At 67.5% G+C, this 17,252-nt stretch carries 18 protein-coding genes; 12 read left to right on the top strand and 6 right to left on the bottom strand.

What is annotated here, in order from left to right; translation table 11 throughout:
- Positions 1 to 62 precede the first annotated feature (62 nt).
- The 7 genes from QP609_RS09050 (at position 63) to QP609_RS09020 (ending at position 6,809) form a co-directional block, all read left to right on the top strand.
- Positions 63 to 1,595 (top strand): aldehyde dehydrogenase family protein, encoded by a 1,533-nt coding sequence (locus QP609_RS09050; protein WP_014646923.1) that lies wholly within the window; start codon positions 63 to 65, stop codon positions 1,593 to 1,595.
- A complete protein-coding gene (locus QP609_RS09045) occupies positions 1,595 to 2,434 on the top strand; it encodes an SDR family NAD(P)-dependent oxidoreductase (protein ID WP_197602826.1) in 840 nt (279 codons plus the stop codon). The genes QP609_RS09050 and QP609_RS09045 overlap by 1 nt, the downstream gene beginning before the upstream one ends.
- Before the next feature lie 261 nt (positions 2,435 to 2,695).
- Positions 2,696 to 2,980 (top strand): DUF4190 domain-containing protein, encoded by a 285-nt coding sequence (locus QP609_RS09040; RefSeq protein WP_014646921.1) that lies wholly within the window; start codon positions 2,696 to 2,698, stop codon positions 2,978 to 2,980.
- Between the two features lie 4 nt (positions 2,981 to 2,984).
- The gene (locus tag QP609_RS09035; RefSeq protein ID WP_046430316.1) at positions 2,985 to 3,755 is read left to right on the top strand and encodes a class I SAM-dependent methyltransferase; all 771 of its coding nucleotides are present in this window, start codon (positions 2,985 to 2,987) and stop codon (positions 3,753 to 3,755) included.
- An 8-nt stretch (positions 3,756 to 3,763) separates the two neighbouring features.
- Complete coding sequence (locus QP609_RS09030; RefSeq protein WP_049471279.1) at positions 3,764 to 4,819, top strand: quinone-dependent dihydroorotate dehydrogenase; 1,056 nt, start codon at positions 3,764 to 3,766, stop codon at positions 4,817 to 4,819.
- An 8-nt stretch (positions 4,820 to 4,827) separates the two neighbouring features.
- The gene (gene murB, locus QP609_RS09025; protein ID WP_069117045.1) at positions 4,828 to 5,889 is read left to right on the top strand and encodes a UDP-N-acetylmuramate dehydrogenase; all 1,062 of its coding nucleotides are present in this window, start codon (positions 4,828 to 4,830) and stop codon (positions 5,887 to 5,889) included.
- A gap of 32 nt (positions 5,890 to 5,921) precedes the next feature.
- On the top strand, positions 5,922 to 6,809 hold the full coding sequence (locus QP609_RS09020) for a DMT family transporter (protein ID WP_197621001.1): 888 nt from the start codon (positions 5,922 to 5,924) through the stop codon (positions 6,807 to 6,809).
- A 110-nt stretch (positions 6,810 to 6,919) separates the two neighbouring features.
- On the opposite strand, the gene QP609_RS09015 is transcribed toward QP609_RS09020, so the two are convergent.
- The 5 genes from QP609_RS09015 to QP609_RS08995 all read right to left on the bottom strand — a co-directional run bounded on the left by QP609_RS09015 (position 6,920) and on the right by QP609_RS08995 (position 11,094).
- Entirely contained in the window at positions 6,920 to 7,924 is a 1,005-nt protein-coding gene (locus QP609_RS09015; RefSeq protein ID WP_069117049.1) for an aminoglycoside phosphotransferase family protein, read from the bottom strand.
- Positions 7,925 to 8,023: 99 nt separating this feature from the next.
- Positions 8,024 to 9,058: a DUF418 domain-containing protein gene (locus tag QP609_RS09010; RefSeq protein WP_197620952.1), complete on the bottom strand. Its 1,035-nt coding sequence runs from the start codon at positions 9,056 to 9,058 to the stop codon at positions 8,024 to 8,026.
- Positions 9,055 to 9,645: a TetR/AcrR family transcriptional regulator gene (locus tag QP609_RS09005; protein WP_049440788.1), complete on the bottom strand. Its 591-nt coding sequence runs from the start codon at positions 9,643 to 9,645 to the stop codon at positions 9,055 to 9,057. Before QP609_RS09005 ends, QP609_RS09010 begins: the two co-directional genes overlap by 4 nt.
- 97 nt (positions 9,646 to 9,742) lie before the next feature.
- Positions 9,743 to 10,546: an APH(3')-II family aminoglycoside O-phosphotransferase gene (locus QP609_RS09000; protein ID WP_197620951.1), complete on the bottom strand. Its 804-nt coding sequence runs from the start codon at positions 10,544 to 10,546 to the stop codon at positions 9,743 to 9,745.
- A gap of 41 nt (positions 10,547 to 10,587) precedes the next feature.
- Complete coding sequence (locus QP609_RS08995; RefSeq protein ID WP_053494450.1) at positions 10,588 to 11,094, bottom strand: DUF2938 domain-containing protein; 507 nt, start codon at positions 11,092 to 11,094, stop codon at positions 10,588 to 10,590.
- 55 nt (positions 11,095 to 11,149) lie between these two features.
- Between QP609_RS08995 and QP609_RS08990 the strand changes: the two genes are divergently transcribed.
- From QP609_RS08990 to QP609_RS08975, 4 genes are all read left to right on the top strand, one after another.
- A complete protein-coding gene (locus QP609_RS08990) occupies positions 11,150 to 11,815 on the top strand; it encodes a metalloregulator ArsR/SmtB family transcription factor (protein WP_032959997.1) in 666 nt (221 codons plus the stop codon).
- A gap of 14 nt (positions 11,816 to 11,829) precedes the next feature.
- A complete protein-coding gene (locus QP609_RS08985) occupies positions 11,830 to 12,558 on the top strand; it encodes a GNAT family N-acetyltransferase (RefSeq protein WP_046430294.1) in 729 nt (242 codons plus the stop codon).
- Between the two features lie 28 nt (positions 12,559 to 12,586).
- Positions 12,587 to 13,303 carry an SDR family oxidoreductase gene (locus QP609_RS08980; protein ID WP_197620950.1) on the top strand — a complete coding sequence of 239 codons (717 nt, stop codon included), beginning with the start codon at positions 12,587 to 12,589 and terminating at the stop codon, positions 13,301 to 13,303.
- 94 nt (positions 13,304 to 13,397) lie between these two features.
- Complete coding sequence (locus QP609_RS08975; RefSeq protein ID WP_289213942.1) at positions 13,398 to 15,344, top strand: EAL domain-containing protein; 1,947 nt, start codon at positions 13,398 to 13,400, stop codon at positions 15,342 to 15,344.
- On the opposite strand, the gene QP609_RS08970 is transcribed toward QP609_RS08975, so the two are convergent.
- A complete protein-coding gene (locus tag QP609_RS08970) occupies positions 15,341 to 15,952 on the bottom strand; it encodes a TetR/AcrR family transcriptional regulator (RefSeq protein WP_014646907.1) in 612 nt (203 codons plus the stop codon). The genes QP609_RS08975 and QP609_RS08970 overlap by 4 nt on opposite strands.
- A gap of 104 nt (positions 15,953 to 16,056) precedes the next feature.
- Between QP609_RS08970 and QP609_RS08965 the strand changes: the two genes are divergently transcribed.
- Entirely contained in the window at positions 16,057 to 17,133 is a 1,077-nt protein-coding gene (locus QP609_RS08965; protein WP_032960001.1) for an MBL fold metallo-hydrolase, read from the top strand.
- The last annotated feature ends 119 nt before the right edge of the window (positions 17,134 to 17,252 follow it).

Genomic DNA, 17,252 nt, shown 5'->3' with positions numbered 1-17,252 from the left:
TCATCGCGTCCCCCACCTGCCCGCGATGGCGCCAAACAACGTAACGAAATACAGGAGTCTGCATGTCTTCCGAGCTGCTCAAGTCCCTTGGCCTGGACGCGATCAACGCTGGCACGTACCTGGGCAACGGGGAGTGGTCGAGCGCGACCAGCGGTGAGCTGATCACCCCGGTCAACCCGACCACCGGCGAGCCGATCGCGCAGGTCCGCGCGACCACCGAGGCCGAGTACGAGACCGTCGTGGCCCGCGCCCAGGAAGCCTTCAAGGTCTGGCGCACCACGCCGGCCCCGCGCCGCGGTGAAGCCGTGCGCCTGTGCGGTGAAGCACTGCGCAGGCACAAGGACGCCCTGGGTTCGCTGGTTGCGCTGGAAATGGGCAAGAGCAAGCCGGAAGGCGATGGCGAAGTGCAGGAGATGATCGACATCGCCGATTTCGCCGTGGGCCAGAGCCGCATGCTGTACGGCTACACCATGCATTCCGAGCGCCCCGGCCACCGCATGTACGAGCAGTACCACCCGCTGGGCCTGGTCGGCATCATCTCGGCCTTCAACTTCCCGGTCGCGGTGTGGAGCTGGAACTCGTTCCTGGCCGCCATCTGTGGCGACGTGTGCATCTGGAAGCCGTCCAACAAGACGCCGCTGACCGCCATCGCCTCGCTGAAGATCTGCAACGACGCCCTGCGCGAAGCCGGCTTCCCGGACATCTTCTTCCTGATCAACGATGCCGGCACCGCGCTGTCGGAAAAGATGGTCGATGACCGCCGCGTGCCGCTGATCAGCTTCACCGGCTCGACCCAGGTCGGCCGCACCGTCAACGAGAAGGTCGCGCGCCGCCTCGGCCGCTGCCTGCTGGAACTCGGCGGCAACAACGCCATCATCCTGGACGAAACCGCCGACCTGAAGCTGGCCGTGCCGGGCATCGTGTTCGGCGCTGTCGGCACCGCCGGCCAGCGCTGCACCACCACCCGCCGCCTGATCGTGCACCGCTCGATCTACGCCGACGTGCTGGCCACCCTGGTCAAGGCCTACAAGCAGGTGGAAGGCAAGATCGGCGACCCGACCGATGCGGCCAACCTGATGGGCCCGCTGAACAGCGAAGGCGCCGTGCAGCAGTTCCTCGATGCGATCGCCCAGGCCAAGGCGGCCGGCGGCACCATCGAAACCGGTGGCAGCCGCATCGACCGCCCGGGCAACTTCGTGTTGCCGGCCATCGTCTCCGGCCTGAAGAACAGCGACGCCGTGGTCCAGCACGAGACCTTCGCGCCGATCCTGTACGTGATGCCGTACGACACCCTCGATGAAGCCATCGACATGCAGAACGGCGTGCCGCAGGGCCTGTCGTCCTCGATCTTCACCCAGAACCTGAAGACTGCCGAGAAGTTCCTGTCGGCCGCCGGCAGCGACTGCGGCATCGCCAACATCAACATCGGCACGTCCGGTGCGGAGATCGGCGGCGCCTTCGGTGGCGAGAAGGACACCGGCGGTGGCCGCGAATCCGGTTCGGATGCGTGGAAGGTCTACATGCGCCGCCAGACCAACACCATCAACTATTCGGATTCGCTGCCGCTGGCCCAGGGCATCAAGTTCGACCTGTGATGGCGAACGACGAGGACACGTCCGTGGGTCAGAGCCCCTCCGGGGATCTGGCCCCAGCGAGGGGTCGGATCCCCGCAGGGGCTCCGACCCTCGATTTCAGCGGCCGCCGCGTGCTCATCGCCGGCGGCAGCAAGGGCATTGGCCGTGAAATGGCGCTGGCCTTTGCCGGCGCCGGCGCACAGGTCTCGGTCTGCGCCCGCGGCCAGGCCGGCCTGGATGCCCTGCGTGCCGATGCACGGGCGCAGGGCTTCGAACTGCACGCGTTTTCCACCGATCTGGCCGATCCCGGCCAGATCCAGGCCTGGCTGCAGGCCGCCGCCGATGCCCTCGGCGGTATCGATGTACTGGTCAACAATGCCACCGGCTACGGCATGGCCGACGACGAGGACGGCTGGGCGGCCAGCCTGCAGATCGACCTGATGGCGGCCGTGCGTGCCTCGCGTCTGGCACTGCCATGGCTGCGTGCCTCCAGCGACGCCTGCATCCTCAATCTGTCGTCGATTGCCGCGCAGCAGCCGCGCCCCGGTGGCGCGCCCTACGCCGCTGCCAAGGCGGCACTTTCGCACTACACCACGTCACAGGCGCTGGCGCTGGCCAAGGACCGGATCCGGGTCAATGCCATCGCCCCGGGCTCGATCGAGTTCGATGACGGCCTCTGGGACCGTCGTCGCGTCGAGGATCCCGCGCTGTACCACGGCACCCTGGCGAAGATTCCGTTCGGCCGCTTCGGCCACCCGCGCGAGATCGCCGACGCCGCGCTGTTCCTGTGCTCGCCGCTGGCGCGCTGGGTCACCGGTAGCGTGCTCAATGTGGATGGCGGCCAGGTGTTGATGGGCTGATACCGGCACTTCGGTAGCCGCCAAGCCTGGTTGGCATGCCTTTCGTCGACCAAGGTCGACGCCTACCAGGGCCGATATCCCTTTCGTCGACCAAGGTCGACGCCTGCCAAGGCCGAAATCCCTTTCGTCGACCAAGGTCGACGCCTACCAGGGCCGAAATCCCATTCGCCGGCCAGGGTCGACGCCTGCCATCGCATCCGCCGGGCATGGGATTGCCGGGGCAGAGGCACTATCATGTGCACACTGCCAAGGAGGACCCCGATGAGCGTGGCACCCCGACAGACAAGCGCCCTGGCCGTGGTCAGCCTGGTCATGGGCATCGCCAGCTGGACCGTCCTGCCCTTCGTGGCCAGCATCGTCGCCATCATCACCGGCCACATGGCCCGCGCCGAAATCCGCCGCCGCCCGCACGAACTGGAAGGCGATGGCCTGGCCGTCACCGGCCTGGTGCTGGGCTGGGTCATGGTCGGCGCGGCACTTGCCGCCATCGTGGTCTTCATCCTGTTCTTCGGCGGCCTGGCGTGGCTGGCGGCGGTGTCGAACTGACGCCATGACCGCCTCCGACAGCACTGAACGCTTCAGCAGCCGCGTCGCCGACTACGTCCGCTACCGGCCCGACTACCCACCCGCGCTGCTGGAGTGGCTGCATGGCCCGATGGGTGTCAGCCAGCAGGCGCGTGTGGCTGACATCGGCGCCGGTACCGGCATTTCCAGCCGCCTGTTCCTGGCCAGCGGCCATCCTGTTGTCGCGGTTGAGCCCAATGCGGCCATGCGGGGCGCGGCCGAAGAATGGCTGGCACCGCAGTACCCGCAGTTCCGTGCGGTGGACGGCCGCGCCGAGGCCACCGCGCTGGACGATGCCAGCATCGATCTGGTCAGCGTCGCGCAGGCCTTCCATTGGTTCGACACCGTGGCGGTACGCGCCGAGTGGCAGCGCATCCTGCGCCCCGGCGGCCAGGCCCTCATCTACTGGAATTCTCGCCTGCTCGATGCCAGTCCGTTCCTGATCGGCTACGAACAGCTGCTGCTGGACTACGGCACCGACTACACCGCCGTGGCCGAGCGCTACCAGGACGACGCCACCATGCAGGCCTGGTTCGGCGCTGGCCTGCGCGGCAGGGTGGAGCTGCCGAACGTGCAGCACCTGGACTTCGACGCCCTGCGCGGGCGCCTGCTGTCCTCCTCCTACGCCCCTCAACCCGGTCATCCGCGCCACGCACCGATGATCGACGCTCTGCAGCACCTGTTCGCCACCCACGCGGTCGACGGCCAGGTCGCTTTTGAATATCGAACCCGAGCCTTCCTCGGCACGCTGGACTGAACCGACGCATGTATTCGCTTGCCCGCCCCTTCCTGTTCTCGCTCGACGCCGAGCGCGCCCACGGCCTCGGCCTGTCCGCACTGGACCTGGCCTATCGCACCGGCACCACGCCGCTGCTGGCCGCACGCATCGCGCCGATGCCCAGCACGGTGTTCGGGCTGACGTTCCCCAACCCGGTCGGCCTGGCCGCCGGCCTGGACAAGAACGGGGAGCACATCGATGCATTGTTCGCGCTCGGCTTCGGCTTCGTCGAAATCGGCACGATCACCCCGCGCCCGCAGGCCGGCAATCCGCAGCCGCGCCTGTTCCGCCTGCCGGAACACAACGCGATCATCAACCGCATGGGCTTCAACAATGCAGGCGTGGACGCACTGGTGCGCAACGTCGAGCGCGCGCGCAACCGCCGCGGCCTGCTCGGCATCAACATCGGCAAGAACAAGGACACCCCCAACGAACAGGCCGTGGACGATTACATCGCCTGCCTGGACAAGGTGTACCCGCTGGCCGACTACATCACTGTCAACATTTCCTCGCCCAACACCGCCGGCCTGCGTGAGCTGCAGGAAGAAACCGCGCTGCGCCAGCTGGTCAGCCAACTGCGTGACCGCCAGGAAGAGCTCGCGGCTCGCCACGGCCGCCGCGTGCCGATGCTGGTGAAGGTGGCACCGGACCTCAGCGAGCGCGACATCGATGCCGCCGCCCGCGTGCTGGGCGAGCTGCAGGTGGACGGCGTGATCGCCACCAACACCACCATCGACCACAGCAAGGTGGCCGGCGATCCGCTGGCCAACGAGGCCGGTGGCCTGTCCGGTGCGCCGGTGCTGGAGCAGTCCACGCTGGTGCTGCGCCGCCTGCGCTCGCGCCTGCCCGAGTCGGTGCCCTTGGTCGGCGTCGGCGGCATCCTGTCCGGTGCCGATGCCGTGGCCAAGATGGCGGCCGGTGCCGCGCTGGTGCAGTGCTACAGCGGCCTGATCTTCCGTGGACCGGCGCTGGTTTCCGAATGCGTGGAGGCGATCCGTCGCCGCCGCGAAGCGCCCAGCCGCGGCGCGGTGGCCCCACTGTGAGCGCGCCCATGGACACCATCGACGGCAACGCGCCGCTGCGCTGGACGCTCACCCAAAATGCGCCGCTGCAGGGACTGAACACCTTCCACGTGCAGGCCAATGCGGAACAGCTGCTGGAACTGCACGATGCCGCGCTGCTGCCGGAGGTGCTGGCACTGCCCGAGGTGGCCAACGGCCCACTGCTGGTGCTGGGTGCCGGCAGCAACGTCCTGATCGCCGAGGACCTGCCCGGTACCGTGCTGGTGTTCGGCAACCGCGACATCAGTTTCCTTGAACACCGCGCCGACCATGCCGTGATCCGCGCCGGCGCCGGCGTGCCCTGGCATGGCCTGGTGATGTGGTCGCTGCAGGAAGGCCTGTCCGGCCTGGAAAACCTGGCGCTGATTCCCGGCACCGCCGGTGCCGCACCGATCCAGAACATCGGCGCCTATGGCGCGCAGGTCGGCGAGTTCATCCAGGCGGTCGAAGCCTGGGACTGCCAGGAGCAGGCCTGGGTGCGCCTGGATAACGAACAGTGTGGTTTCGCCTACCGCGACAGCGTGTTCAAGCAACAGCCCGATCGCTACCTGATCACCGCCATCGAACTGAAACTGCCACTGCTGCACGATCTGCGCATGGACTACGCCGGCATCCGCGAAGAGCTGCAGGCGCAGGGCGTGGAGCTGCCGGGCGCGGTGGACGTGGCCAATGCGGTGATCGCGATCCGCCGCCGCAAGCTGCCCGACCCGGAGGTACTCGGCAATGCCGGCAGCTTCTTCAAGAACCCGGTGCTGCCGCTGGAGCAGGTCGACGTGCTGCTGCAGCATTTCCCCGACCTGCCGGTGTTCCCGGCCGAGCAGGACGACAAGCGCAAGGTCTCGGCGGCCTGGATGATCGAATCCTGCGGCTGGAAGGGCTTCCGCGACGGCGATGCCGGCGTGGCTCCCAGCCACGCGCTGGTGCTGGTCAACCACGGCAATGCCAGCGGCGCTGAACTGCTGGCGCTGGCGCGCCGCATCTCGGCCTCGGTGCTGGAGAAGTTCGGCGTGCCGATCGAACCGGAGCCCCGCCTGCTCGGCGCACAGTGGTGAACAGCCCTACCCTTTTCCCCAGCGCCACCCCGATGCGGGCGGCGCTGCTGATGCTCGGCAGCACGATGGCGTTCGGCCTGATGGCGGTGGCGATCCGCTATGCCACGCGCTACGTGCCCACCCAGGAAGTGGCGTTCTTCCGCAACGCCTTCGGTCTGCTGGCGCTGCTGCCGATGCTGCTGCGGCCCGGCCGTGCGCCCTTGAAGACGCAGCAGCTGCCACGCTATTTCGTGCGCAGTGCAATCGGCCTGGGCTCGATGCTGTGCGCATTCTGGGCGCTGGGTCACCTGCCGTTGGCGCAGGCGGTTTCGCTCTCCTATTCCACGCCGCTGTTCGTCACCATTGCCGCCGTGCTGTGGCTGGGTGAAACCGTGCGCGTGCGCCGCTGGGCCGCGGTCGTGGTCGGCTTCATCGGCGTGCTGGTGATCGTGCGTCCCGGCACCGCCGGCTTCACCGCCGGCAGCCTGGTCGCGGTGGGTGCGGCGGGACTCAGCTCGCTGGTGGCGATCCAGATCAAGCAGCTGACCCGCGTCGACAGTGCCGATACCGTGGTGCTCTATACCTACGTGTTCTGGGTGCCGCTGTCGCTGGTGCCGGCGCTGTTCGTCTGGGTCTGGCCGACCGGGTCGGCCTGGCTGTGGCTGCTGGCCACCGGCGTGCTCGGCACCGTCGGCCAGCTGTTGTGGACCCGCGCGCTACGGCTGGGCGAAGTCTCCGCCCTGACCCCGATCAGCTTCCTGCAGCTGCCACTGGTAACGCTGTTCGGCTGGCTGCTGTTCAACGAAACGGTGGACCGCTGGACGATCATCGGTGCCGGCATCATCCTCGCCGCCAACGCCTACATCGCCCACCGCGAAGCCGTGCTGTCACGCCGCGCTGCAAGCGCTGCGGCCTCTGCAGCGGCCAAGCCCGCAGAGTAGATCCACACCCCGCGCAGACACCGCGGCCCCCCGTAGAGCCGAGCCATGCTCGACTCATCGCGCGGCATGAGGATTCATCGTAGAAAATGCCATGCACGCATGGCGTGGATCTACAGCGCGCGATACACCCGCTCTGCCGCGTCGAATACATTGCCCGGTGCGAACTGTTCGCTGAGGAAATGCAGCGACTGCCGGCGCAGCTGCGGCGAACGGTCCTCTCCATCGCTGCCCAGCAGGACCTGCTGGAACTCGATCAGGTCCTGCAGGATGCGCCAGTGCCGGTACCAGGCGATCCAGCGTGGATCGCCGCGGTCACTGCCATAGCCTTCCTCGAATCCCAACGGGTTCTCGCGCCCCCAGCGCCCACCGACCGCGCCACCGATGAACATCAGGTCGCGCTCGCGCGGGGCCAGCGACAGGCCATCCCAATCGATCAGGTGCAGGCTGCCGTCATTGCCCATCAGCAGATTGCCGGCATGCAGGTCGGTGTGGCACAGGTGCAGCCGCACCGGGACATCCTGCAACGCCGCGTGCAGCTGCAGTGCCTGCGCATGCAGCGCCGCGATGCGCGCATGCTGCTGGTCCCAGACGGATACGAAGGCCCGGCCCAGCCCATCCCTGGCGGCCGCCAGGCCCTCGCCGGCCAGCCATTGCCCGACCGTATCAAGCGCCGCGGTTTCCATCCGCAGGCTCGGCAGCGCCTTCTGCAGCGCCGGTGGCGGGCACGCCTCGTGCAGGCGCCGCAGCACCTCGCCCAATCGTTGCCACTGCGTGCGGCTCAACGCCGCCTCGAAGCCGGACTGGCCTTCCACATACGGGAACAGGGTGAACTGCAGGCCCCAGCGCTGCACTGACGCTCCACCGGTCAGGGCCGGCCAGGGCGCGACGATTTCCTCGATGCCCAGCGTGCCGCGCAGCCAATGCAGGGTGTCCCAGACGGCAGGGGCAACCTGGTAACTGCGGCACTTCAACCACCATTGCCCGCGCCGTGCATCGATGCGATACACACTGGCGTTGGCATCGGCGCCAACCGGGCGTGGCACCACGGCATTGGCGGTGATGCCATAGGACTGCTGAAGGACTTCGCCGAGATGCTGCGCCGAAGCGAATGACATGGATGCAAGCGGAGAGTATTACCTGCCGCCACTATCGCAGATGCGCGGGCCGCGACACAGACATGTCCGTCACAACATCGTGCCTGCGCGACCAAAGTGCTAGCCGGCGACGCGTCGCATCACCGCTTCCAATGGGCCCCGCGCGAACCGCCAGGACCACAGCCACGCTGCGCCCGTGGCCAGCATCAGGAACAACAATGCCCACAGCAGCACCGACGCGAGCGACGCTCTGCCATCAAGCAGGCCCAGGCTTTCCAACGTGCCCATGCCCAGCAGGATATGGCCGACGTACAGGGTCAGGGTCATGCGCCCGGCCGCGGTGAGCGGTTCCAGCCAGTCACCCGGTCGTACACGCGTCAGCCACAGGCAGGCTGCAATGACACTGCAGGCCGCGCCCGCGCCTGTGAGTACGTAGGCCGGTCCCGGTGGCATCGGCTGCGTTCCCAGCCACGCCTGCCAGGGCGTTCCCTGCGCAAGCTGCTGCACGCCATGTCCAGCCACGATCAGCATCAGGCCCAGCACCAGCAGCGCGCGCTGGACCCGCGGTTGCGACAGTTGCAGCCGCGCCAGCAGCATGCCCAGCAGGAAGAAGCACAGCCACGGCAGCAGCGGATGGAACCCGTTGAACAGCAGGTTGCGGGCCGCGCCCGGCCATTGCCACAGACCGGCGTATTCCAGCGTCTGCCAGTTCCATCCCTGGCTGTAGTCCCAGTGCAGCAACGCCCAGAACGAACAGGCCGCGATCCCCACGATGCTGGCCAGCAACACCCGCGGCGAGGCCCGCAGCCACAGCACGGCCAGCGCGAAATACACCGCGTAGTAATGCAGGATATCGGCCGGGAACAGCGTCAGGTTGAGCAGGCCCAGCACCAGCAGGAACAGTGCGCGCCGCCAGGTCTGCACACTGGCCGGCCACCAACCCTGCCGATGCGCGCCCAGTACCAGGCCCAACCCGGCCAGCGTAACGAACGTCGCCGAAGCCTTGCCTTCCAGAAAGTGGAAGACGCCTGCCAACCATCCGGCGCCCTCTGCCGGCACGGCCATCGCCAGGCGGAAGTTGACCAGCACCATGCCGGCCAAGGCCAGGTAACGCGCCAGATCAACGCCGTGCAGTCGCCGGTCGACGGCGCTCATGCGCGTGCGCCCAGCAGCAGCGCAAGCAGGCCGAGATCCAGCGATGCCTCATCGGTGCCCCCGGCTTCGCCCAGCCCTCGGCGCAGGGCATCGCTTTCGATGGCATCCAGCAGCACCTGTGCCTGCAGTGCCGGGGCCAGCACGGGGCGCCGACGTTCGCGCCGTGCCACCTGCTGCAGGGCTTCGGCCAGCGTCGCCTGCAATTGCCTGCGATTGGCCGCAAATGCCTCGGCCACGGCCGGATTGCGTGCGCTCTCGGCCAGCACTTCGACGGCGAGCGTTGCCCACTCCGGTTGCCGGCACAGTGCGTGGAAGTCCTGAAGGAAAACCAGCACCCGTGCGCGCTCGCCATCGGACGCGGCCAGTCGCTGCAGCAACGGTGCCAGTTCCTCGCCTTCGGCCACGGCCACCGCAAGGATGATCGCCTCCTTGCCCGGGAAGTGGTTGTAGAGATTGCCGAGGCTGACGCCGGCCGCCTGCGCGATGTCACGCATGCTGGTCTGGTGGAAGCCCTTCACGAGAAAGCACTGCAGGGCGGCCTGCAGGATCTGCGCGATGCGTTGCCCGTTGCGGTCGGTTCGGTTCATGCCACAAATAGTGAACGAACGTTCGTCCATTTTTAAGGGCGCGCGCATCCGCTGGCAGGGTGCCGTTCAGCCCTGCCCTACGCTGCCCTGTGCGGTTTCAGAAGAACTCGTCGAGAAGACGGTAGAACGCCAGCCGCCGTTCGTCGGGCACAACGCCATAGCGCCGAAACAGCGGCGCGACCCAGCGCGTGTCGCTGAAGTTGTGGACCAGGCTGCGCGCGGCGAGCGCCAGATCCTGGTAGCGATCGGCCACACCCAGCCGGCCACAGTCGATGAAGCCGCTGAAACGGCCTTCGGCTGCCAGCAGGTTCGGCAGGCAGGCGTCGCCGTGGCTGACCACCAGATCCTCGTGATTGGGCCGGGTAGCGCGCAGTTCGGCGAACACCTGCTGTGCGCTCTGCCCCAGGCGCTCGTCATCGAAGTCATCGGCGTCGACCAGGCCCGCCTCGACCCGTGCCTGCGCGGCCTGCAGGCGCGAGGCCAGCCGCTGGTCGAACGGACAGGCCGCCACCGGTATGGCATGCAGGCCCCGCAGCGCATCGGCCAGCAGTTCCACCAGGCGCTGGGGCGGAAGCTCAGGCGACGAGGCCAGGTCGCGGCCGGGCAGCGCGCTCATCAGCAACCAGCGCCGGCCCGCTTCTTCGGCGGTGGCAGTTACCGTTGGTGCCGGCTGGCCCTGCGCCTGCAGCCAGCGCAGGCGCGCGATCTCATCGCCCAACTCACTGAAGGTGTCTATCACTTCCGATTTCAGGAAGGCATCGGCCTGCCCCGGACGATGCACGCGGGCAACGTCCGCACGCGATAGGCCGATCGACTGTCGCTCGATTCGCGCATCGGCCAATGTTTCCCGCCACGCCCACGGCAGCGGCATGCCATCAGTGAAAGGATCGGGTGCTTCCATGGCGGGATGTTCCTGGTGCCGGTGACCCTACGGATTCTCGCTCATCCTGCACGGACCCCGGCCAACAGCAGCGCGGAAAGGTACATGCCTGCGCCGAACACGCTGTGTGCCACCAGGCTGCGCAGCCGCGCCTTGCCAGGCGCCGGGGTCTTCGAAGCGGCAATGCCGGCGCCCATGCCCGGCTGCAGGATGAAGAACGGCGCGGCAACGCTGAGAATGCCGAAGGCCAGCGCCGGCCACAGGGTCGGTGCCTGCACCCAACCGTTCCCGACCACGGCCAGCAACACCGCGGCGAAGACCACACCGATCACGTAATGCGCGGTCCACCCCAGCGCGCGCTCGCCGGCCACCGGCAGCGAACGACCAATGCCCTCATGGCGGAAGCGCCCACGCCGCAGGTGGCCGAGCCAGCGGCCGACCATCGCAAAATCCAGCGACGGAATGCCGAGCAGCCTGCACTGCAGCAACGCCCACAGATCCATCAGCGCGGTCGCGCCCACGCCGATCACTACCGCATCGATCACCAATGTCGTCGCCCAGCCACTCATTCCGCCCACCTTCAATTATTTGCTTGAATGATGGAGCGATGCTAGCGTGCCCGGCATGAACGCTGCAACCGAGCTGCCGCCGTCCCCGCTGGAAGCGCTGGCCGAAATCGCCCGCACCCTGGGCCACCCGCACCGCCTGGCCCTGCTGGAGCACATCGCCCAGGGCGAGCGTGCGGTCGAGCGCCTGGCCGAACTGAGCGGCCTGTCGGTGGCCAATACCTCCCAGCACCTGCAGCAGCTGCGTCGTGCCGGCCTGGTGCAGACCCGCCGTGACGGCAAGCGCATCCTCTACCGCAGCGCTGACGGCCCACTGGCCAACCTGCTGGCCGCGCTGCGCGACTATGCCGACCACCAGCGCAGCGAAATGCAGGGCGTCCTCACCGACAGCCTGCAGCGCCGCGATGCACTGGAAGGGCTGACCGTCGAGCAGCTGCTGGAGCAACGCGACAGCGTGGTACTGCTGGACGTGCGGCCGCGCGAGGAATTCGATCTGGGCCACCTGCCCGGCGCGCTGAACATTCCCGCTACGGAACTGCACGCGCGGATGGACGAACTGCCGCGCGCCGTCCACATTGTCGCGTACTGCCGCGGGCCCTACTGCGTGCTGTCCAACGATGCAGTGATGATGCTGCGCGAAGCCGGCCTCAGCGCGCAGCGACTGGCCGCCGGCTATCCCGAATGGAAGGCCGCAGGCCTGCAGGTTGAACTGCCCCGACACTGAGCGAACCGTTTGTCATGGATGATGCGATTTCCCCGTTGATCGATGCTGCCTGGCAGCGCGTGTTCGCCGGCCAGCGCACGTTGCAGCAGGGGCCGCAGCTGCACCTGGCGTGCAGCGATGATGTCGATGAGGGTGAGGACGGCATGCTGTTACAGCCGGTCGCGGGCCCCGCCCGAGCGCTGTTGCGTCCTGCCCTGGCCGCTCGCCTGCAACTGCGTGCGCAACCGCACTGGACACTGGCGCAGCTGCAACAGCGCTTGCAGCAGCTCGGCCAGCATACGCACGGCGCGGATCGTGTCTTCTACTTCCCCACCGCAACACTCGCCGCCCTCGCCGAACACCCTGCCCCACCACATATCCGCCGCCTCGGCGCGACCGACGCGGCAGCGTTCAACGCGTTCCAGGCCACCGCCAGCGAGGACGATCTCGATGCCGCATGGGTCGAGCTGGATCACTGGCAGGTGTTCGGTGCCTTCGACGGCGAGCGCCTGGTCGCTGCGGGAAGCATGTACCCCTGGAGCCTGGATCCAGCCTTCGCCGATATGGGCGTACTGACCCTGCCCGAGGCCCGCGGTCGCGGTCACGCGCGACAGCTGGTACACGCCATGGCCGTGTCCGCGCGGGCGTCCGGACTGCAGCCGCAATACCGTTGCCAGCTCGACAACACCGCCTCGATCATCACCGCCGGACGCAGCGGCCTGCGCGCGTTCGCCGATTGGGACACCATTCTGGCGGCCGACTGAGGCCGCCGCAGCACAACAAGGAAGCCACATGAAATTGATGGTCATCGGCGCCAGCAGGGGCCTCGGTCGAGCGTTCGTCGAAGGCCTGTGCAGTGCGGGCGACACCGTCATCGGCGTTTCGCGCAGCCGCCCGCACGACCTTGAATGCCCCGAGGGCGTCACCCTGCAGTGGATCGAAGCGGATCTGTCCCAGCCCACCCTTGCTGCCAATCACATCGCAGCGCAGGCGCCGGCCGATCTGGATGTGCTCATCCACAACCTGGGCATCTGGGAAGAGACGGCCTTCAGCGACGAGTACGCCTTCCTCGACGAAAGCGATGCCGCGCTTGCCCAGCTGGTCGACGTCAACATCACCGCCACCCTGGTGCTGCTGCGGCGCCTGCTGCCGAGGGTACTGGGCGCAGCACGTCCACAGCTGGTGCTGACCGGCTCGACCTCGGCGCTGCCGCGCAGCGGCCGCCCGGAAGTGGCGTTCGGCGCATCCAAGTTCGCGCTCAACGGCATCGCCGATGCGCTGCGCGAAGGCTTCCGGGATCGGCGCCTGGCGGTAACCAGCCTGCAGCTGGGCTACCTCAACACCGACGATGCACTGTCAGTGCCGGTAGCGGACGCCGCAGCGCGCGGCGACGGCGAACTGGTGCCGGTCCATGATGTCGTGGCGATGGTACGCACCCTGCTGCAGCTGTCACCGTCCTCCTTCGTGCGCGAACTGGTGCTGCCCGCCATCGCCGACCCGCGCTACTGACCGCAGGGACCTTGGCCTGGCCCTTGGTGGCCGCACAGGCGCCTGTGGTTTACCCTGCTCGTCACTGGCCGTCGGTCACAGGCGGGAACCTGCTATGGATGCGCTTTCACGGGTCTCGGCCCAGGTCCTGGACAGCGCCCTGCCCAGCCTGCCGCTGTACCTGCTGCAGGCCACGGCGGTGATCGGCATGATCGGCGTGCTGCTGATCGCCACCCGTCGCGCCGGGCACGCCATGGAAGGACGGCGCCTGTATGTCGGCATAGCGCTGGGCCTGATCTACCTGTTCAATTCCTGGTTCGTGGCCCGTTACACCCAGGGTGTGGTCAAGCTGCACCTCGGCTTCGACATCCTGCTGGTCAGTGGCCTGCTCGGTGGCTGGCGCGGCGGCTTGGCCTGCCTGGCCGCCGCCCTGCTCGCCCGCTACCAGTTCGTCGGCACCCAGTTCTTCCTGCCTGCCGGCCTCGAGGCCGTGTTGCAGATGGTGGCCGGCGTCTGGCTGCGCAGGCGCCTGCACCCGCGCATGTTCAACGAACTCTCGCCACGCATGATCCTGCAGGCGTGGTCCGTGCGTATCGGGATGACCGCTCTGGGCCTGGCGCTGGGTGTGGCGATCATTGGGGCCGATCAACTACCGGTGGCCGAACTGGCGATCCAGCGTGTGCTGGCACTGCCGGTCTCGCTGCTGGTACTCGGCGCAGTGTTCGCGCTGGTCTACAACGATGCCCAGATCGATGCGCAGCGCCAGCGCGAACAGGCGTGGCTGCGCATCGATCCGATCAGCGGCCTGCCCAACATGCGTGCGCTCGGTGAACGCCTGCAGCGGTACTGGCGCGACAACGACGGCATCGGCAAGGCCTGCCTGATCGTGGCCGAGATGGGCAACCTGCGCGATCTGCGCCTGCGCTACGGGCCATTGCAGGACAACGGCCTGTGGCAGAGCGATACACCGGCCGACGTCCACCGGTTGCTGCCATCGCTGGCGGTGGACGACGTGGAGGTCTACCAGTTCGGTGATGCCGCGCTGGCGATCCTGGTGCGCGGCATGACCTTGTCCGAACTGCGCATACAACCGCAGATCACCGAGCTGGCCAGCAACCTGGCCGATCGGGTCGGCCGCGATTGGCCTGGCTTCCGGCCACTGTTCCGTTGTGCGGTGGTTGAATTGAAGCCCCCCGTTGATGCCGACGAAGGACATCTTCCGTTCCGCGCGATCACCGTGGCACTGAGCGCGATCGAATCCGGCGTCGTGTTCTTCGACGACCCGATCCAGCGCGACGGCGAGATCGACGCCCTGATCGAAGCCGCCCTCGAACGCTGGCTGCAGCAGGGCGACGCACCGCTGTGCTACCAGCCCAAGCATCGCCTGCAGGACCGCCAGCTGGTCGGCGCCGAAGCGCTGCTGCGCATGCGCGATGGCGAAGGCCGGCCGATCGCACCGATGCGGGTGATCTCGCTGCTGCGCCGGCAGGGCCGGCTGGCAGACCTGGAATGGGCCACGCTGCAGTCGGCGGTGCACTTCCTGCAGCACTGCCGGCAGGACGGCGCGGCGCTGACCATCGCAGTCAATGTGTCAGCCGAATCCCTGCGCCTGCCCGACTTCGGCCTGCGCCTGCAGGAACTGCTGCAGCTGCGCGACATCCCCGGCGCGATGCTGCGCCTGGAAATCGTCGAGTGGACCGAAATCGTCGAGCGCGATGTGGTCGATGCCAACATCGCACAGCTGATGGCCGCCGGAGTCACCCTGTCGCTGGATGATTTCGGCGCGGGCTATTCGACCCTGATCCTGCTTTCGCAGCTGGCCATCGCCGAGGTCAAGATCGAGCAGGCGTTGATCGCCACGCTGTCCGACGCCAAGTCGCAGTCGATCGTTCGCTTCATCGTCGAAGTCGCGCACCGCTGCGGCGCGATCGTGGTGGCCGAGGGGACCGAAACCCTGGCGCAGGAACAGCACCTGCGCGCGCTGGGCGTGGATGTCGGCCAGGGCTACCTGTACTCGGCGGCGCTGCCGGCCGACGAGTTCCGTCGCTTCGCCGCCAGCTAGACCGCGTAGAAACCCAGGAACATGGCCACCGCCGATTCGGCGACGCGTGCGCGTTCCTGCGCGGTCAATGGTGGCTGCCCCATCGTCACCTGCGGCCAGAACGCGAAGCTCTTCACCAGCCCATGCAGCTGGTGGCCGGCGAATTCCGGATCAACCTCTCGCAACCGGCCATCGGCGATCGCTGCGCGGATCCACGCACTCTCCCCACTTTCCTTCTCGCCCATGCGGCAGACGATGGCCTGCGCCCGCTCCGGTGAGTGGATGACCTCGGCCATCGCCACCCGTGCCAGGTCGATGAAGTTGGCATCGCTGAGCAGTTCCAGCTTCTGGCCCAGCAACTGCAGCAGCTGCGCCTGCAACGGCTGGTCCGCGCGATACGGCAGTGCGTCGCTGGCCACGCTGCGTTCCCACAGCTCCTCCAGGATCATAGAAAACAGCGCTTCCTTGCTCGGGAAGTGGTTGTAGACGGTGCGCTTGGAGACCCCGGCCACCTCGGCGATGCGGTCCATGCTGGTCGCCTCGTAGCCCGATGCACGGAACTCCTCCACCGCCGCGCGCACGATGGCCTCGCGTTTGCGGTCGGTCAGGCGTTGTGGGGCACGGGGCATGGCGGAGACCGGATAGCTGAACGGACGCCACCATTTTACACCCAGTAGTGTACTTTTGAAAAATGCGAAACTACACTGTGCAGTGTACCCAGCGGACGTCACCCATGAAGCGCCTGCTCCTTGTCCTCCTGCTTGGAATCCTCGCCGTGACCGCCTACACCTTCTGCAAGTCCTGGTCCCTCCCCGACTTCCCCGATTCGCCGCAATACCGCGACGGCAAGTTCCGCAATGCCCTGCCCCGTCCGGCGATGGGCCTGCGCGACGGTGCGGAGATCTGGTGGACGTTCCTGTTCAACAAGCCCAAGGGCACCGTGCCAGCCCACCCGATTCCGGTGCAGCCGCTGGACCGCGCCTCCCTGGATGCTGCGCCGGATCGCAGCCTGTTCCGGCTTGGGCACTCCACGATCCTGCTGAAGCTGCGTGGCCAGTACTGGCTGACCGACCCGGTGTTCTCCGAGCGCGCCTCACCAGTGCAGTGGATGGGGCCGGCGCGCTTCCACGCACCGCCGATCAGCATCGACGAACTGCCGCCCATCGCCGGCGTGATCCTCTCGCACAACCACTATGACCATCTCGACCATGCCGCGGTAATGCAGCTGGCCGGCAAGACCGCGCGCTTCATCGCACCGCTCGGCGTCGGCGACCAGCTGATTGCATGGGGTGTGGACGCCAGCAAGGTGGAACAGCTGGACTGGTGGCAGTCGACTGAAGCCAGTGGCCTGCGCTTGACCGCGACCCCGGGCCAGCACTTCTCCGGCCGCGGGCTGGGTGACAGCGACCGCAGCCTGTGGGCGTCATGGGTGATCCAGGACGGCGACTTCCGCATCTTCTTCAGCGGCGACACCGGCTACTTCGATGGCTTCAAGGCCATCGGCGAGAAGTACGGACCGTTCGACCTGACCATGATCGAGACCGGCGCCTACGATCCGCGCTGGGCGTTCGTGCACATGCAGCCGGAACAGACCCTGCAGGCGCACCTGGACCTGCGCGGCAAGTGGCTGCTGCCGATCCACAACGGCACCTTCGACCTGGCCCTGCACGCATGGCAGCAGCCGTTCGAGCGCATCACGGCATTGGCGGCCGCAAAGAATGTGCCGGTGGCCACGCCGATGATGGGCGAAGCACTGGACATGCAGGCGCCGCAGGCGGGTACGCGATGGTGGGAGACGGTGGAGCTTTAACGGGGGATGCCGTTTGACCTGCCGGAAGCCATGTAGAGCCGAGCCATGCTCGGCTGCGTCAACCACGGAAGCGGCCTGCGGCGCTGCAGTGCGTCATGTAACCGATTACATCCCTTGCT

Source organism: Stenotrophomonas sp. 8(2023), assembly GCF_030345295.1.
GTDB classification, from domain to species: Bacteria; Pseudomonadota; Gammaproteobacteria; order Xanthomonadales; family Xanthomonadaceae; genus Stenotrophomonas; species Stenotrophomonas muris.
This window is presented reverse-complemented; position numbering and strand designations above follow the sequence as displayed.

Coding starts and splice junctions, on each gene's coding strand:
- QP609_RS08995 (WP_053494450.1), bottom strand. CDS start 11,094: ATGAGTGGCTGGGCGACGACATTGGTGATCGATGCGGTAGTGATCGGC.
- QP609_RS09045 (WP_197602826.1), top strand. CDS start 1,595: ATGGCGAACGACGAGGACACGTCCGTGGGTCAGAGCCCCTCCGGGGAT.
- QP609_RS08990 (WP_032959997.1), top strand. CDS start 11,150: ATGAACGCTGCAACCGAGCTGCCGCCGTCCCCGCTGGAAGCGCTGGCC.
- QP609_RS09000 (WP_197620951.1), bottom strand. CDS start 10,546: ATGGAAGCACCCGATCCTTTCACTGATGGCATGCCGCTGCCGTGGGCG.
- QP609_RS09030 (WP_049471279.1), top strand. CDS start 3,764: ATGTATTCGCTTGCCCGCCCCTTCCTGTTCTCGCTCGACGCCGAGCGC.
- QP609_RS09015 (WP_069117049.1), bottom strand. CDS start 7,924: ATGTCATTCGCTTCGGCGCAGCATCTCGGCGAAGTCCTTCAGCAGTCC.
- QP609_RS09005 (WP_049440788.1), bottom strand. CDS start 9,645: ATGAACCGAACCGACCGCAACGGGCAACGCATCGCGCAGATCCTGCAG.
- QP609_RS09010 (WP_197620952.1), bottom strand. CDS start 9,058: ATGAGCGCCGTCGACCGGCGACTGCACGGCGTTGATCTGGCGCGTTAC.
- QP609_RS08965 (WP_032960001.1), top strand. CDS start 16,057: ATGAAGCGCCTGCTCCTTGTCCTCCTGCTTGGAATCCTCGCCGTGACC.
- QP609_RS08975 (WP_289213942.1), top strand. CDS start 13,398: ATGGATGCGCTTTCACGGGTCTCGGCCCAGGTCCTGGACAGCGCCCTG.
- murB (WP_069117045.1), top strand. CDS start 4,828: ATGGACACCATCGACGGCAACGCGCCGCTGCGCTGGACGCTCACCCAA.
- QP609_RS08985 (WP_046430294.1), top strand. CDS start 11,830: ATGGATGATGCGATTTCCCCGTTGATCGATGCTGCCTGGCAGCGCGTG.
- QP609_RS09040 (WP_014646921.1), top strand. CDS start 2,696: ATGAGCGTGGCACCCCGACAGACAAGCGCCCTGGCCGTGGTCAGCCTG.
- QP609_RS09050 (WP_014646923.1), top strand. CDS start 63: ATGTCTTCCGAGCTGCTCAAGTCCCTTGGCCTGGACGCGATCAACGCT.
- QP609_RS09035 (WP_046430316.1), top strand. CDS start 2,985: ATGACCGCCTCCGACAGCACTGAACGCTTCAGCAGCCGCGTCGCCGAC.
- QP609_RS08970 (WP_014646907.1), bottom strand. CDS start 15,952: ATGCCCCGTGCCCCACAACGCCTGACCGACCGCAAACGCGAGGCCATC.
- QP609_RS08980 (WP_197620950.1), top strand. CDS start 12,587: ATGAAATTGATGGTCATCGGCGCCAGCAGGGGCCTCGGTCGAGCGTTC.
- QP609_RS09020 (WP_197621001.1), top strand. CDS start 5,922: ATGCGGGCGGCGCTGCTGATGCTCGGCAGCACGATGGCGTTCGGCCTG.